Genomic DNA, 15,313 nt, shown 5'->3' with positions numbered 1-15,313 from the left:
ACTTCTCAGGGCACGATCACCAGCCGCCCCCGCACACCGCCCCCGTCCAGCCGGGCGTGCGCCTTCGCGGCGTCCCCCAGGGCGAACGTCCCGGCCACCCGCGCCGTCAGCACTCCCTCGTCCACCAGCCGCACCAGCTCCGCCGGCCGCGCCCCGTCCGGGCTCACCTCTGCCGGGCGTGCGAAGCTGACCGCCATGTCCGTGCTCCGCTCCGCCGCCCTCTTCGTCCTCGCCGCGCTCCTCGAGATCGGCGGCGCCTGGCTCGTCTGGCAGGGCGTGCGCGAGAACAAGGGCTGGCTCTGGGCGGCCGGCGGCGTCCTCGCGCTCGGCGCCTACGGCTTCGTCGCGACCTTCCAGCCCGACGCCCACTTCGGCCGCGTCCTCGCCGCGTACGGCGGGATCTTCGTCGCCGGTTCGATCCTGTGGGGCGTGGTCGCGGACGGCTACCGCCCGGACCGCTGGGACATCACGGGCGCGCTGGTCTGCCTCGCGGGCATGGCCGTCATCATGTACGCCCCGCGGGGAAACTGACCGGACCCCCGGGCCTCAGAACGGCTCGTCGGACAGCAGGCCCAGCTGCCCGAGGAAATCCATTTCGTCGAAGTACAGCCGGTAGTCGACGATCCGCCCGTCCCGCACGGTGGCGAGAGGAGGCGGCGGGCGGTGCGGCTGGCCGCGGCGGCGGCGCTGGTGGATGTCCACCCCGCGGATCCGGACCTCCTTCTGCGTCGGCGGCAGCGTCTCGCCGTTGGCCAGCTCCAGCGGCCCGGTGTTCCGCCCGCGGTGGATCCCCTCGTCGATGGCCGTGTCCCCGGCCTCGCAGGAGTGCGGCACCTCGAACGTCGCCCCGGGCAACGCCCCGGTCATCGTCCGCCAGAACTCGACGATCGAGTCGCGCCCGCGCAGCTCACCCTCACCGGGGATCACCCGTCCTCGTTCTCCCGCCCAAGGCCCCGCCTATCCTGGCCACGGGCCCGACGCGGACGCCGGGCCCGCCCACGCCCGAGGACCCGAGGAGCACCCCATGGCCACCGCCGCCCCGCCCGCAGCCTCCCGTATCGCCGTCGTCACGGGTGCGAGCAGCGGGATCGGCGCCGCCACGGCCCGGCAACTCGCCGCGGCGGGCTACCGCGTCGTCCTCACCGCGCGCCGCAAGGACCGCATCGAGGCCCTGGCCGAGGAGATCACCGCAGCGGGCCACCAGGCCACGGCGTACCCCCTCGACGTCACCGACCGCGCCGCGGTCGACGAGTTCGCCACGGCGTTCAAGACGATCGGCGTGCTGGTCAACAACGCGGGCGGCGCGCTCGGCGCCGACCCGGTCGCCACCGGCGACCCGGCCGACTGGCGGCAGATGTACGAGACGAACGTCATCGGCACCCTCAACCTCACCCAGGCCCTGCTGCCCAAGCTGATCGCGAGCGGCGACGGCACGGTCGTGGTCGTCTCCTCCACCGCCGGCCACGGCACCTACGAGGGCGGCGGCGGCTACGTCGCCGCCAAGCACGGCTCCCACGTCCTCGCCGAGACCCTGCGCCTGGAGATCGTCGGACAGCCGGTCCGGGTCATCGAGATCGCCCCCGGCATGGTCAAGACGGACGAGTTCGCCCTGACCCGCTTCGGCGGCGACGAGGAGAAGGCGGCCAAGGTCTACCAGGGCGTCGCCGAGCCCCTCACGGCCGACGACGTCGCCGACACGATCACGTGGGCGGTCACCCGCCCCGCCCACGTCAACGTCGACCTCCTGGTCCTGCGCCCCCGCGCCCAGGCGTCCAACACGAAGGTGCACCGGGACGCGTAGCGCCGGTCAGCCCTTCACGCAGCCGGTCAGCCCTTCACGCACACGACCTGCTTGATCTGCGCCACGACCTCCACGAGGTCGCGCTGCTGGTCGATGACCTGCTCGATCGGCTTGTAGGCGCCGGGAATCTCGTCGACGACCCCGGAGTCCTTGCGGCACTCCACGCCCTGGGTCTGCTGTTCCAGGTCCTTCGTGGTGAACCGGCGCTTGGCCGCGTTGCGGCTCATGCGCCGGCCCGCGCCGTGCGAGGCCGAGTTGAAGGACTTGGCGTTGCCGAGGCCCTTCACTATGTACGAACCCGTGCCCATGGAGCCGGGGATGATCCCGTACTCGCCGGAGCCGGCCCGGATCGCGCCCTTGCGGGTCACGAGCAGGTCCATCCCGTCGTAGCGCTCCTCGGCCACGTAGTTGTGGTGCGCGCTGATCTCCGGCTCGAAGGTGGGCTTGGCCTTCTTGAACTCCTTGCGGATCACGTCCTTGAGGAGCGCCATCATGATCGAGCGGTTGCGCTTCGCGTACTCCTGCGCCCAGAACAGGTCGTTGCGGTACGCCGCCATCTGCGGGGTGTCCGCGACGAACACGGCGAGGTCGCGGTCGACCAGGTTCTGGTTGTGCGGGAGCTTCTGGGCCACACCGATGTGGTGCTCGGCCAGTTCCTTGCCGATGTTCCGGGAACCGGAGTGCAGCATCAGCCAGACAGATCCGGTGGTATCCGTGCACACCTCGACAAAATGGTTTCCTCCGCCGAGCGTTCCCATCTGCTTGGTGGCACGTTCCTGACGGAACTTGACTGCTTCCGCGACCCCGCCGAACCGCGACCAGAAGTCGTCCCACCCGGCGGTGGCCATTCCATGGAACCGCCCCGGATCCACCGGGTCGTCATGCATCCCCCGCCCCACCGGAATCACCTGCTCGATCCGCGACCGCAGCCGGGACAGATCGCCGGGCAGGTCGTTGGCCGTCAGGGACGTCTTCACCGCCGACATTCCGCAGCCGATGTCGACGCCCACCGCCGCCGGGCACACCGCACCCCGCATCGCGATGACCGAGCCGACCGTCGCGCCCTTGCCGTAGTGCACGTCGGGCATGACGGCGAGGCCCTTGATCCAGGGCAGGGTGGCCACGTTCCGCAGCTGCTGGAGCGCGCCCTCCTCGACCGTGGCCGGGTCGGTCCACATCCGGATCGGTACCTTCGCACCCGGTATCTCTACATACGACATAACACCCTCAATCCCCCGTAAACGAACAGAAGTCTTCAACAGCAAATACCGGAGCCAAGGTCGACGAAAGGGAAATCGGACCGGCGTTCACGGCAGTGCGTGCGATACACATTGTGTTCATCGCCCGGCCTGGGGCGGCAAGCCAATATCCGTGTCGAGAGAGGCCACCACGTGCAACGGAAGGCGTACGTACCCGGTATCGCCGTGCTCCTCGCGGCGGTTCTGGCCGGCTGCACCGGCGGTTCGGGCGACGACGGGACGACGGACGGCTCCAACCCGGGCGACTCCGGCACGGCATCGCCCGCCGCCGAGCCCGGCCGCTACCGCACGCTCCCCGAGCCCTGCGCCGAGGTCGGCGAGAGCACGCTCGACGAACTCCTCCCGGGCATTCCGAAGATCGGCGACGAGGAGCAGCGCGAGAAGGCCTACGAGGGCGAGCCCACGACCACGTTCGACACCGACCGCAAGGTCGGCTGCCGCTGGAAGGTGGACTCCCCGGAGGCCACCGACCACCTGCTGATCGACTTCGAGCGGGTCGTCTCCTACGACAACGCCGTCAGCGACGACAACCAGGCCGAGCAGCTCTTCGCGGAGCGGGAGGCCTCGGCCCACCTGCCCGTGCCGACCGCGACCGAGACGGCCACCGGCAGCACCCCGGCGGGCGGTGCGAGCGCGTCCCCGAGCGGCTCCCCCTCCCCGTCCGGCTCCTCCTCGCCCTCGGCGTCCGTGTCCGCCGCCCCGACCGAACTGCGGCCCCGGGTGCTGGAGGACCTCGGCGACGAGGCCTTCCTCGACGACGGGCTCAGCAGCTCCGGTTCGACGGCCAAGCAGCGGACGGTGACTGTGGCGTTCCGCACGTCCAACGTCATCGTGACCATCGAGTACGCGGAGCAGCCGGCGACCGTCGGCGTCGTCCCGGACAGCAAGGAAATGCAGGACAGGGCGCAGAAACTGGCCTCGCAGCTGGCGGATTCGCTGAGCGAGTGAGGCCCTTTCACGGCCCCTTCACGCGTACCCGCAAAGCACCCGAAGGAAGAACAAACCGTTGCCTCACCGCGTACGGTGACCACTCGGACCCGTTCCGACCGCAGGGAACCACGAGCGTCATGAGTGAAGGAACCATGCAGCGACGAGCACAGCGTGAAGAGCGAGATCAGCGAGCGAAGGGCCGGGGCCGCGTCCTTGTCTGCGCGGCCGCCGTCCCCGTGATGCTGGTCGCCGCCGGCTGCTCCTCGGACTCCGGCTCCGGCGACAGCAAGGACAAGGCGGCGAATGCCGCCGCTTCGGCGTCCGCGAGCCCGTCACCGACCGTGCAGGCGGCGGCGTACGGCAAGCTTCCGGAGCCGTGCAAGGCGTTCTCGAAGAAGACGCTGGAGGACCTCGTCCCGAAGGGCAAGTCCGGCAAGGAGGGCAAGTCGGACGACATCTCGACCCGGGGCAGCTGCTCCTGGAACAGCCTCGACAACAACGGCGTGAAGGGCTCGCAGTTCCGCTGGCTGAACGTGTCGATGCTGCGCTTCGAGTCGGATGTCACCCGCGGCCCGGCCGACAAGCTGGCCGGGGAGTACTTCGAGAAGCAGGTGCAGGAGGCCCAGGCCGTCGAGGGCGCGAAGAGCGTCAAGACGGAGCCGGTGACCGGTACGGGCGACCAGGCGACGGCCGTGCACTACGACCTGAAGAAGAAGGAAGGCACCTTCAAGCAGCAGACGGTCGTGGCGCGCGTCGAGAACGTCGTGGTCACGCTCGACTACAACGGCGCGGGTCTGGCCGGCGACAAGACGCCGAAGGGCTCCGACATGCTGAAGGACGCGAAGAAGGCCGCCAAGGAGGCGGTGGACGCCGTGTCCGAGGCGAACGGCAAGGGCGGCGGCAAGGCGGGCGGCAGCCCGTCCAAGTCCGCGTCCAAGTCGCCGTCCAAGTCGCCGTCGAAGTCCGCGTCCAAGGAAGCCTCGGACGAGCCCTCGAAGGACGCCTCGGCCTCGCCGTCGAAGAAGCCCGCGTCGAAGAGCTGAGCATCTCCGACGGGAACCGGCCACCCGTTCTCCGCACGCATGTGCCACCCTGTTGCGCGCAACAACATGCAAGGGGAGGGGAGTACGGGTGGCCGCGCCACTGCAGCTGACTCGGATGCACCGCGTTCTCATCGGCGTGGTCGTGGCCGGTGCTGTGATCATCGCCGGTATCGGCTTCGCCGGTTCGTACGCGGCGGTCCGCGAGTTGGCCCTGAAGAAGGGCTTCGGGAACTTCTCCTACGTCTTCCCGATCGGCATCGACGCGGGCATCTGCGTCCTGCTGGCCCTGGATCTGCTCCTCACCTGGATCAGGATCCCGTTCCCCCTGCTGCGCCAGACGGCGTGGCTGCTGACCGCGGCGACGATCGCCTTCAACGGCGCGGCCGCGTGGCCGGATCCGCTCGGTGTGGGCATGCACGCGGTGATCCCGATCCTGTTCGTGGTCTCGGTCGAGGCGGCCCGGCACGCGATCGGCCGTATCGCCGACATCACGGCCGACAAGCACATGGAGGGGGTCCGCCTCACCCGCTGGCTCCTCTCCCCCGTCCCCACGTTCCTCCTCTGGCGCCGTATGAAGCTCTGGGAGCTCCGCTCCTACGAGCAGGTCATCAAGCTGGAGCAGGAGCGGCTGGTCTACCAGGCGCGGCTGCGGTCGCGGTTCGGGCGGTCGTGGCGCAGGAAGGCTCCGGTGGAGTCCCTGATGCCGCTGCGGCTGGCGCGGTACGGGGTGCCGTTGGCCGAGACGGCTCCGGCCGGGCTGGCGGCGGCGGGTATCGAGCCGGCGCTGATCCCGCCGGCTCCCCAGCAGGCGCTGGACGCGGCGACCCCGCCCGCCCGGGACGGAGGCGGTCCTGCCGGTTCCTCCCCTCCCGCCCCCCGCAGGGCGACGGCGCCTCCCGGCGAGCAGCGCCCGGAGCTCGGCGGCGCCCCCGCTCCCGAGTTCCTGGAAGCAGAGCCCGAACCCGACCAGAGTCCGTGGTTCAACACCCCGCGCGAGGTCGCGTACCAGGGTGGCTACGACCCTGCCTACGACCCGGAGCAGTACGCCCAGTGGTTCGCGGAGCAGCAACAAGCCGAGCAGTACCTGGAGGACCAGCCGCTCGACCCGTCCCCGGAGGACACGGGCAGCTTCCCCATCCCGGTGGGGCCGGGCCGCACCCGTGAACTGGGCGAGGGCGGCGGCACCCCGCCCCCCGGCTCCGCGCCCCTCCCGGAGCCGGACGAGGAGTCGTTCTACCAGGTCTTCAAGCAGTCGATCAACGGCAGCTACCCCACGCCGCGCGAGCTCATCGACAACGTGGAGGCAGAGTTCGGCATCGGCCTCCCGCCGGAGGATGCCAAGCGCATGGTCAACCGCTTCACGAACCGTCACAACGCGGAACTGGAAGAGGACCACATCGCATAGCCGGGGGGAAATTTCGGAATCATTTGCTCCGTCGCCGGGCCCCCGGTCGGCACACGGCTCTGTTCAGGCCATTTCCGAAAACGATCCCTTGCGCGCCCCCGCGCCGCGTGGCTACGATCCTGCGGCGGAAGCGGGGGATCTATGCAGGCAGTTCACTGACACGCCGATAGAGATGACACGAGTTCGCCGCAAGCAGCCTGCGGCGACCCTCTCGGCGATGAATTGATTCACTTTATCACCCAACTCCCGGGCGACGATGTCACGTAGCGACGTCGCATGGCGGGGGAATTCTGGAAGTTGGGGGCGCAGCCATGCAGCCAAAAGAATATGTACTCCTGCTCGGAGCCGACCAATATCTCCGGGAAAGAGCCTTCTCGGGCGCGAAAGAGGCCATCGGCCTACCGGTCTGGGCGGCGTCGGAAGACGCCGTCCGCAGACTGAACCGCACGTTCGACACCATGCTCTCCGCCGACCCCAAGGACGCGGACTCCCTGCTGCGGGCCATCCGCCGGCACTCCGCCCGGGGCTGGCACCCCCGGGTCGTCGTGCCGCTCAACGACTGGACGGTGGACTCGGCGAACGTCGTGAACCGCACCCTGGGCCTGGGCGGCCTGGACGCCACCGCGGTCACCAACGCCCGCAACAAGCACGCGATGAAGCAGGCCCTCCTGGCCGCCGGTGTGCGCACCCCCCGGTCCCGGCTGGTGCAGTCCGAGGAGGAACTGCTCGACGCGGTCGAGGACCTCGGCCTGCCCGTCGTCGTCAAGCCGTACGACTTCGGCGGCAGCGGCGGCGTCGTCCTGGCCACCACCCGCGAGGAGGCGCTGGCCGGTCTCGCGGAGTCCAAGGGCGTCATCGCCCAGTACGGCGCGGCGTTCAAGATCCTCGGTGACAAGTACCTGGTCGAGCAGTTCGTCGACTCCGACGACGAGGTGTCCGTGGAGGTGCTCTGCGGTGCCGGGCGCGCGCGGGTCCTCGCCGTGACGGAGAAGTACCTGTCCCCGCGCCCCTGGTTCGCCGAGCTCGCCCACCTGGTGCCGAGTCACCGCACGGGCGACGAGGCGCTGACCGACCTCGCCGTCCGGGCGTGTGTCGCGCTGGGCATCGACCGGGGTCTCGCCCATGTGGAGATCAAGTTCGGCGCGGACGGGACGCCCTGGGTGATCGAGGTGGCGGCCCGCCCGGGCGGCGACGGGATCATGGACCAGGTCGAGCGGGCCTACGAACTCAACCCCTACCGGCTGCACGTCGGTTCCTACCTGGGCCTCGACCTCCTGGACACCGTCGCCGCCGCGACGCCCGTCAGGACCTCGGCGATCGCGTTCCTCAAGGCCGCGCCGGGCCGGATCCTGGACGTGCTCGACGGGAAGCCGCTGCCGCCCGAGGTGCGCAGCGTCAACATCGCCGCCAAGCCCGGCGATGTCTCCCACGCGGCCAAGAACTGGAGCACCCGGGAAGGCCTCGTCGAGCTCGAATGGGACGAGCTGTTCGATGCGAAGACGCCACTGCCGGTGACGGTGGCGAAGGACCTGTCCGGCCAGATCTTCGTGACGGGTGAGGCGGCCGGGGCGTGACGCGGTACACGCTCTACTCCGGTCTCTACCGATTCTTCAACGGAGTGGTGCTGCTGCTCCTGAACTGGCACATCGCGTCCGCGCAGGGGGGCGGCTACGACGCGCTGGCCGTCTCCACCACGCTCTCCTTCGTCCCGGCCGTCTTCGTCCCGCCGCTGATTCGCTTCACGCCGATCACCGGCGGGGCGCGGATGACCGCGGCGGGCCTCACCGGGATCTGTCTGACGCTGCTCGCGATCGCCGCCTGCTGGTCGCAGGTGCACGCGGTCGTCGCCCTGAACTTCGTCCTGTGGATCTTCTTCTTCTACCTGGAGTCGACCTGGGAGGTCTGGTTCAACGACGAGGCGTCCGGAGTGCGCGGTGAGGCCTTGCGCAAGCACAGTTCGCTCACCATGACCGTCAACCAGGTCGCCCTGATGGTCGGTCCGCTGTTCGCCCCGCTGTTCACGCGCCTGATCCGGACCGAGTGGGTGCTGGTCGTGTGCGCCGGACTGTTCGCCGTCGTCGCGGTCGTGAGCCTCGGATCGCACCGCACCGCGACCGGCGCGCAGGAGGAACCCGAGACGGCCGGGCCGCAGCGCGCGGGCGGCGTCAACGGGCTCTACCTCCTGGCCTTCCTGCTGGTCTGGCCCATCCTCGGGACGTTCAACCTCATGCTGCCGCTGCAGGCCCTCGCCCACGGCAGGAGCATGCTCACCGTCGGCGTCCTGGACATGCTGCTCGGCATCGGAATGGCCGTTGCCGGAACCTTCCTGCACCGCCTGACGAAAACCCTGGACGTGCGCTGGGTTCTGACGGGAGCCGCCGCCGCGGTGGCCGCGGCGATGGTGATCTGGGCCGTCGTCCCGGTATTCGGAGCGGCGCAGCTGGTCGCCGTGTTCGCTCTCGGATGTGCCTTCGGTTCCCTGCGTGTACTCCTGCGCGCGGAAGCCGCGGAGAACTTCTCGCCACGCCAGGTGGGCGCGATCGTGGCGAACGCGAACGCCTGCTCCCTCCTTTTGCTGTCGGTGGTCCTCGCGGGCGGCAGATTCTTCTCCGCGCAGATCTGGCTGGCGCCGTTCGCGCTGACCCTGCTGCTCGTTCTCTCGTTCCACGCCATTCGCAAGGCCCAGCACAACCGACTCGTACCGGCGGAGGTGTCCGAATGACCGTGCTCACCGATTCCCGAGGCGTTCCGCAACACGTGGAAAGCCCGCCGGACATGGAAAGGGTCGAGAGGGCGATCGTCCAACTCGTCTCCATGAAACTGGACCACGACCGATGTCGCCGCTCCGGTGCGGCCCTTCAACTGATCCTGGCCGTGGACCTGCTGTGCTCCATGGAGCGCCCGGCGGTCGAGGAGGCCGGCGCGATCCTCGCCGCGCCGGCGGAGACCGGCCCCGCCGACGCCCGGACCGAGGCGATGCGCTCCGCCCTCGGCTTCTGGACCACCGGGGACCTGGTCGCCGCCCGCAACGGCTTCCAGACCCTCGTCGACACGTATCCCGGCGACGCCGTGTCGATCTACGCCGTGCACATGCTGGACTTCTTCCTCGGCGACGCCCCGCACATGCTCGCCACGACGACCGACTCCCTGTCGGCCTTCGCCCCCGACGACCCGGTCATCGGCTATCTGCACGGCCTGCACGCCTTCGCGCTGGAGGAGAACGGCCTGATCGAGGCGGCGATCGAACGCTGCCGGCTCGCCCTCGCGCTGAACGCCGACGACATCTACGCGATGCACGCGATGGTGCACTGCCTGTACGAGACCGGCCGGCACGAGGAGGGCGCCCGCTACATCCGCGACTACATGCGCGGCCGGGACGCCTCGACCCCCATGCGCATCCACGTCTGGTGGCACTACGCCCTGTTCGAGCTCTACGCGGACAACATCCAGGAAGTGCTGGCCTGTTACCGCATCGGCATCCGCAGGAAGACGTCCCTGCGCTCGGCCGAGGACCTGGACGCCGTCACCCTGCTCTGGCGCCTCGCCCTGATCAGGCCGCAGCTCGACCTCTCCGCCTACTGGCGCTCGCTCTACCAGGACTGGGAGCAGTACCTGGAGGAGAGCTGGTACCTCTTCAACGACTTCCACGCGTACCTCACCTACTGCCAGGTCGGCGAGTACGGCCGCGCCGACGCCCTCCTGGAAGCCGTCCTGGCCCGTGGCAAGGAGGTGCCCGAGGAGATGGTCGACGTCTTCCTCGGCTTCCGCTCCTTCACCACCGGCGACTACGCCGACGCCGCCGACCGGCTGGCCAGGTCCTACCACCGGGCGTTCGCGATGGGCGGCAGCAACGCCCAGCGCGACGTCGTCGAACTCACCGGGATCGAGGCGGCCCTCCGCTCCCGGAACTACGAACTCGCCGAGCACCTGCGCGAGTCCGGCCGGATCTTCCGCCACCGCAGCCCCGTGCTCGACGAGTACGCGGCCCGGCTGGCGGCGCTACGCACATCCGAACGCCACACCCAGGGGGTACTGAAGTGAGCCTTTACCAAGCGATACTCGACGAGACCGCGCCCGGTGACGTGCCGCCGAGCACGATCAAACTCGCCGACCGGACCACGGTGTGGCAGCTCGACAGCCCGTCCGGCTTCGCCGCCAAGGTGACCGACGGCCGGGCGGCGGTCTTCGTGTGCGAGAAGGCGGGGGCCCTGACCCTGGACGCCCTGAAGGAGTGTTGCGCGCCCTTCGGGGTCGGCGAGGCCGTCGAGTGCACGGAGTCGCAGTACCTGCTGGCCATCGGGCTGCTGGACGACACCGCGCTGCTGGTGCTGGGCGCGGACGCGGACGTCACGGCCGCCCCGGTGGAGTTCTCCCCCACCAGCGACGACGTCCGCAGCATCGTCGGCACCCTCGACGACTACTACTACGGCTACGAGGACCGCTACCGGACCGTGTACGAGCACGGCGCCGAGCTGTGGGAGTCGGCGGAGCCGAACGCCTCCCTGCGCCAGATGATGGCCGAGCGCCCGGACGTCTTCGCCGGGCGGATCATCGACCTGGGCTGCGGCGAGGGCCGCGACTCCCTCTACCTGCTGTCGCAGGGCCACGACGTCGTCTCGGTCGACGTGTCGCACTCGGCGCTGTCCCGCGCCCGGGAGCGGGCCGCCGCCGCGAACCTGGACGCCTCCGGGTTCATGGAGCGCGACATCATCTACCTGCGCGGCTTCGAGGAGGGCGGCTTCGACCTCGCGATGAACATGGGCTGCCTGCACATGCTGGTCGACGAGGAGCAGCGGGCCCGCCACATCTCCCGCGTCCACGAGATCCTCCGCCCGGGCGGGCACTTCGTCGTGGACCACTGCGCGAGCGAGTGGGGGAAGGGCTTCTTCTCCATCCCCGACTACGACGGCATCTCCGCCGACCTCGTCCCGGGGCGGGTCATCTCCCGCAGGATCCGCGTCGAGGACGGCGAGAAGAACATCGGCCTGGAGGTGCTCCCCTACGCGGAGCGGTCCGGTGACGCCCTCACCGAGGAGATCAGCGGGCACGGCTTCCGGCTGGTGAGCAGCACCCACACGGACACCGAGGCGTTCGGCTCGTCGACGATGCTGCTGTTCCAGAAGCCCGGGGCCTGACACGAGAAGGGGCCCTCCGGCCGGAGGGCCCCTTCCCTGTCGGGCGACTACTGGCCGAGCAGCGCGCGCACCCGGTCCTGCCCCACCGCCAGCAGCAGCGTGGGCAGCCGCGGCCCGGTGTCCCGGCCCACCAGCAGGTGGTACAGCAGCGCGAAGAACGACCGCTGGGCGGTCTTGATCTCCGGCGGCAGCTCCTTCGGCGTGGCGTCGGCGGAGAACCCTGCCTGCACCTTCGGCACGCCGTACACCAGGTGCGTCAGACCGTCGAGCGACCAGTGGTCGGCCAGCCCGTCGAGCAGCAGCCGCAGCGACTGCTGGGAGGCCTCGTCGAGCGACTTCAGCAGCTCGGCGTCCGGCTCGTCCCTCACGATCGTCCGCTGGTCGGCGGGGACGTGCGTGTTGATCCAGGCCTCGGCCTTGTCGTAGCGCGGGCGCGCCTCGTCGAGCGAGGTCAGCGGCTGGTCGGGGTCCAGCTCGCTGAGGATGCGCAGCGCCTGGTCCGCGTGCCCGGCGGTGATGTCGGCGACGGACGCCAGCGTCCGGTACGGCAGCGGCCGGGGCGTCCGGGGCAGCTCACCGGCGGCCGTGCCCACGGCGCGCGCGTGCGCGGCCACGTCGGCCGGCAGGGCGCTGCCGTCGGCGACCTTGGCGTCCAGCCGGTCCCACTCGTCGTAGAGCCGCTGGATCTCCTGGTCGAAGGCGACCTTGAAGGACTGGTTGGGCCTGCGGCGCGCGTACAGCCAGCGCAGCAGCTGCGGCTCCATGATCTGCAGGGCGTCGGCCGGGGTGGGCACACCGCCCTTCGAGGACGACATCTTCGCCATGCCGGAGATGCCGACGAACGCGTACATCGGCCCGATCGGCTGCTTCCCGCCGAAGATCCCGACGATCTGCCCCCCGACCTGGAACGACGATCCCGGGGAGGAGTGGTCGACGCCGGACGGCTCGAACACGACCCCCTCGTAGGCCCAGCGCATCGGCCAGTCGACCTTCCAGACCAGCTTCCCGCGGTTGAACTCGTTCAGCCGGACCGTCTCCGAGAAGCCGCACGCGGTGCAGGCGTAGGTCAGCTCGGTGGAGTCGTCGTCGTAGGAGGTGACGGTGGTGAGGTCCTTCTCGCAGTTGCCGCAGTACGGCTTGTACGGGAAGTACCCGACGGTGCCGGAGCTGCCGTCGTCCTCACCGGCCGCGCCGGAGCCCTCGGCGGCCTCCAGCTCGGCCTCGTCGACCGGCTTCTGGCCCTGCTTCTTCGCCGGTGCCTTCTTCGTGCGGTACTGGTCGAGGATCGCGTCGATGTCGCCGCGGTGCTTGATGGCGTGCAGGATCTGCTCGCGGTACACACCGGTGGTGTACTGCTCGGTCTGGCTGATCCCGTCGAACTCCACGCCCAGCTCGGCCAGCGACTCGATCATCGCGGCCTTGAAGTGCTCGGCCCAGTTCGGGTGCGAGGAGCCCTTCGGCGCCGGGACGGACGTCAGCGGCTTGCCGATGTGCTCCTTGTAGCTTTCCTCGTCGACCCCGGCGATGCCCTTGGGCACCTTGCGGTACCGGTCGTAGTCGTCCCAGGAGATCAGGTGCCGCACCTGGTGGCCCCGGCGGCGGATCTCGTCGGCGACGAGGTGCGGGGTCATGACCTCGCGCAGGTTGCCGAGGTGGATGGGGCCCGAGGGTGACAGGCCGGACGCGACGACGACGGGTTTGCCCGGGGCCCGGCGCTCCGACTCCTCGATGACCTCATCCGCGAAACGGGAGACCCAGTCGGTGGTCTCGGTGCTCTGAGCCACGATCGGCACGTCCTTCTTTCTGCATCGGGCAGCCGGTACGGTCGCACGGCTGACCGCCCCATTGTCCCAGACCACCTCGCGCCCGGAAAAACGGCTTTACCCCCATGGGATACTGGCCGTGTCTATCGATTCCCTCGAGGAGAACGGCACCCTTACCTATGGCCTCGGTCACGTCCCTCAGCGACTCCGTCCACCAGCGCCTCGCGGCGGCCCTGTCGGCGGCCCTGCCGCAGGCCGGCTCCGCGGACCCGCTGCTGCGACGAAGCGACCGGGCCGACTTCCAGGCCAACGGGATCCTGGCCCTCGCCAAGAAGGAGAAGGCCAACCCGCGCGAGCTGGCCACGCAGGTCGTCTCCGGGGTCGAGTCGGGTGAGCTGATCAAGGACGTCGAGGTCTCCGGCCCCGGCTTCCTCAACATCACCCTCACCGACCGCGCGATCACCCAGAACCTCGCCGCGCGCTACGCGGACGACACCGGCCGCCTCGGCGTGCCGCACGCCGAGCAGCCGGGCACCACGGTCATCGACTACGCCCAGCCGAACGTGGCCAAGGAGATGCACGTCGGCCACCTGCGCTCCGCGGTGATCGGCGACGCGGTGGTGCAGCTGCTGGAGTTCACCGGCGAGAACGTGGTCCGGCGTCACCACATCGGCGACTGGGGCACCCAGTTCGGCATGCTCATCCAGTACCTGGAGGAGCACCCGCACGAGCTGGACCACAAGGCCGACGAGACGTCCGGCGAAGAGGCGATGTCGAACCTCGACCGCCTCTACAAGGCCGCCCGCAAGCTGTTCGACGCCGACGAGGAGTTCAAGACCCGTGCCCGGCGCCGGGTGGTGGACCTCCAGGCGGGCGACCCGAAGACCCTCGCCACGTGGCAGAAGTTCGTCGACGAGTCGAAGATCTACTTCTTCTCCGTCTTCGAGAAGCTGGACATGGAGATCCGCGACGAGGACATCGTCGGCGAGTCGGGGTACAACGACATGCTCGCCGAGACCTGCCGCCTCCTGGAGGAGTCGGGCGTCGCGGTCCGCTCCGAGGGCGCCCTGTGCGTCTTCTTCGACGACATCAAGGGCCCGGACGGCAACCCGGTCCCGCTGATCGTGCAGAAGTCCGACGGCGGCTACGGCTACGCGGCGACGGACCTCTCCGCGATCCGCGACCGCGTCTTCAACCTCAAGGCGAACAGCATCATCTACGTGGTGGACGCCCGTCAGTCGCTCCACTTCAAGATGGTCTTCGAGACGGCCCGCAAGGCGGGCTGGCTGGGCGACGACGTGAAGGCCCACCAGCTGGCCTTCGGCACGGTCCTCGGCAAGGACGGCAAGCCCTTCAAGACCCGTGAGGGCGAGACGGTCCGCCTGGTCGACCTCCTCGACGAGGCGATCGACCGCGCCTCGGCGGTCGTCCGCGAGAAGGCCCAGGACCTCTCCGAGGAGGAGATCGCCGAGCGCGGCACCCAGGTGGGCGTCGGCGCGGTGAAGTACGCCGACCTGTCGACGTCGGCCAACCGCGACTACAAGTTCGACCTGGACCAGATGGTCTCGCTCAACGGCGACACCTCCGTCTACCTCCAGTACGCCTACGCCCGTATCCAGTCGATCCTGCGCAAGGCCGGCGCCTCCCGCCCGGCCGCGCACCCTGAGCTGGAGCTGCACGAGGCGGAGCGCGCGCTGGGCCTGCACGCGGACTCGTTCGCGGCGACGGTGGCGGAGGCGGCGACGGAGTACGCCCCGCACAAGCTGGCGGCGTACCTGTACCAGCTGGCGTCGCTGTACACGACGTTCTACGACAAGTGCCCGGTCCTGAAGGCCGAGACGCAGGAGCAGATCGAGAACCGCCTGTTCCTCTGCGACGTCACGGCCCGCACACTCCACCGGGGCATGGCCCTGCTGGGCATCCGGACGCCCGAGCGGCTCTGACGCCTGGTTCTCCCGCGACCGCGCCGAGGGCGGC

Annotated in this window: 13 protein-coding genes and 1 pseudogene; 10 read left to right on the top strand and 4 right to left on the bottom strand. The window is 69.8% G+C overall.

Translation table 11 applies throughout. The annotated features are described in order from the left end of the window. Positions 1 to 5 precede the first annotated feature (5 nt). A pseudogene (locus QOL88_RS38890) lies at positions 6 to 260 on the bottom strand (zinc-binding dehydrogenase); the annotation flags it as partial. Between QOL88_RS38890 and QOL88_RS22465 the strand changes: the two are divergent. Further along, positions 196 to 531, top strand: a complete 336-nt coding sequence (locus tag QOL88_RS22465; RefSeq protein WP_030840287.1) for a YnfA family protein — start codon at positions 196 to 198, stop codon at positions 529 to 531. The pseudogene QOL88_RS38890 and the gene QOL88_RS22465 sit on opposite strands and share 65 nt — an antisense overlap. 15 nt (positions 532 to 546) lie before the next feature. Here QOL88_RS22465 and QOL88_RS22460 read toward each other — a convergent pair whose 3' ends face one another. Then, on the bottom strand, positions 547 to 927 hold the full coding sequence (locus QOL88_RS22460; RefSeq protein WP_097218827.1) for an ester cyclase: 381 nt from the start codon (positions 925 to 927) through the stop codon (positions 547 to 549). Positions 928 to 1,024: 97 nt separating this feature from the next. On the opposite strand from QOL88_RS22460, the gene QOL88_RS22455 reads away from it, so the two are divergent. Next, positions 1,025 to 1,801, top strand: coding sequence for an SDR family NAD(P)-dependent oxidoreductase (locus QOL88_RS22455; protein WP_097218824.1), 777 nt, complete (start codon positions 1,025 to 1,027; stop codon positions 1,799 to 1,801). 26 nt (positions 1,802 to 1,827) lie between these two features. Here QOL88_RS22455 and QOL88_RS22450 read toward each other — a convergent pair whose 3' ends face one another. Next, positions 1,828 to 3,021 (bottom strand): RtcB family protein, encoded by a 1,194-nt coding sequence (locus QOL88_RS22450; protein WP_097218821.1) that lies wholly within the window; start codon positions 3,019 to 3,021, stop codon positions 1,828 to 1,830. Positions 3,022 to 3,192: 171 nt separating this feature from the next. Here QOL88_RS22450 and QOL88_RS22445 point away from each other — a divergent pair, with 171 nt between their 5' ends. The 7 genes from QOL88_RS22445 to QOL88_RS22415 all read left to right on the top strand — a co-directional run bounded on the left by QOL88_RS22445 (position 3,193) and on the right by QOL88_RS22415 (position 11,573). Continuing rightward, a complete protein-coding gene (locus QOL88_RS22445; RefSeq protein WP_097218818.1) occupies positions 3,193 to 4,008 on the top strand; it encodes a hypothetical protein in 816 nt (271 codons plus the stop codon). Positions 4,009 to 4,142: 134 nt separating this feature from the next. Continuing rightward, the gene (locus tag QOL88_RS22440) at positions 4,143 to 5,033 is read left to right on the top strand and encodes a DUF3558 family protein (protein ID WP_179878933.1); all 891 of its coding nucleotides are present in this window, start codon (positions 4,143 to 4,145) and stop codon (positions 5,031 to 5,033) included. Positions 5,034 to 5,148: 115 nt separating this feature from the next. Next, the gene (locus QOL88_RS22435; RefSeq protein ID WP_097218813.1) at positions 5,149 to 6,438 is read left to right on the top strand and encodes a DUF2637 domain-containing protein; all 1,290 of its coding nucleotides are present in this window, start codon (positions 5,149 to 5,151) and stop codon (positions 6,436 to 6,438) included. A 458-nt stretch (positions 6,439 to 6,896) separates the two neighbouring features. Further along, positions 6,897 to 8,012 carry an ATP-grasp domain-containing protein gene (locus QOL88_RS22430; RefSeq protein WP_257027856.1) on the top strand — a complete coding sequence of 372 codons (1,116 nt, stop codon included), beginning with the start codon at positions 6,897 to 6,899 and terminating at the stop codon, positions 8,010 to 8,012. Next, positions 8,009 to 9,160, top strand: coding sequence for an MFS transporter (locus tag QOL88_RS22425; protein ID WP_097218808.1), 1,152 nt, complete (start codon positions 8,009 to 8,011; stop codon positions 9,158 to 9,160). Before QOL88_RS22430 ends, QOL88_RS22425 begins: the two co-directional genes overlap by 4 nt. A 53-nt stretch (positions 9,161 to 9,213) precedes the next feature. Continuing rightward, complete coding sequence (locus QOL88_RS22420) at positions 9,214 to 10,479, top strand: tetratricopeptide repeat protein (protein WP_257027855.1); 1,266 nt, start codon at positions 9,214 to 9,216, stop codon at positions 10,477 to 10,479. Further along, on the top strand, positions 10,476 to 11,573 hold the full coding sequence (locus QOL88_RS22415; RefSeq protein ID WP_257027854.1) for a class I SAM-dependent methyltransferase: 1,098 nt from the start codon (positions 10,476 to 10,478) through the stop codon (positions 11,571 to 11,573). Before QOL88_RS22420 ends, QOL88_RS22415 begins: the two co-directional genes overlap by 4 nt. A 47-nt stretch (positions 11,574 to 11,620) precedes the next feature. On the opposite strand, the gene lysS is transcribed toward QOL88_RS22415, so the two are convergent. Then, complete coding sequence (lysS, locus tag QOL88_RS22410) at positions 11,621 to 13,366, bottom strand: lysine--tRNA ligase (RefSeq protein WP_097218804.1); 1,746 nt, start codon at positions 13,364 to 13,366, stop codon at positions 11,621 to 11,623. A 149-nt stretch (positions 13,367 to 13,515) separates the two neighbouring features. On the opposite strand from lysS, the gene argS reads away from it, so the two are divergent. Beyond that, positions 13,516 to 15,279, top strand: coding sequence for an arginine--tRNA ligase (argS, locus tag QOL88_RS22405; protein ID WP_097218802.1), 1,764 nt, complete (start codon positions 13,516 to 13,518; stop codon positions 15,277 to 15,279). Positions 15,280 to 15,313: the final 34 nt, after the last annotated feature.

Origin of the sequence: Streptomyces sp. Ag82_O1-12 (genome assembly GCF_900182715.1) — a bacterium.
GTDB lineage: Bacteria > Actinomycetota > Actinomycetes > Streptomycetales > Streptomycetaceae > Streptomyces > Streptomyces massasporeus.
This window is presented reverse-complemented; position numbering and strand designations above follow the sequence as displayed.

Coding starts and splice junctions, on each gene's coding strand:
- QOL88_RS22435 (WP_097218813.1), top strand. CDS start 5,149: ATGCACCGCGTTCTCATCGGCGTGGTCGTGGCCGGTGCTGTGATCATC.
- QOL88_RS22440 (WP_179878933.1), top strand. CDS start 4,143: ATGCAGCGACGAGCACAGCGTGAAGAGCGAGATCAGCGAGCGAAGGGC.
- argS (WP_097218802.1), top strand. CDS start 13,516: ATGGCCTCGGTCACGTCCCTCAGCGACTCCGTCCACCAGCGCCTCGCG.
- QOL88_RS22465 (WP_030840287.1), top strand. CDS start 196: ATGTCCGTGCTCCGCTCCGCCGCCCTCTTCGTCCTCGCCGCGCTCCTC.
- QOL88_RS22450 (WP_097218821.1), bottom strand. CDS start 3,021: ATGTCGTATGTAGAGATACCGGGTGCGAAGGTACCGATCCGGATGTGG.
- QOL88_RS22430 (WP_257027856.1), top strand. CDS start 6,897: ATGCTCTCCGCCGACCCCAAGGACGCGGACTCCCTGCTGCGGGCCATC.
- QOL88_RS22455 (WP_097218824.1), top strand. CDS start 1,025: ATGGCCACCGCCGCCCCGCCCGCAGCCTCCCGTATCGCCGTCGTCACG.
- QOL88_RS22420 (WP_257027855.1), top strand. CDS start 9,214: ATGGAAAGGGTCGAGAGGGCGATCGTCCAACTCGTCTCCATGAAACTG.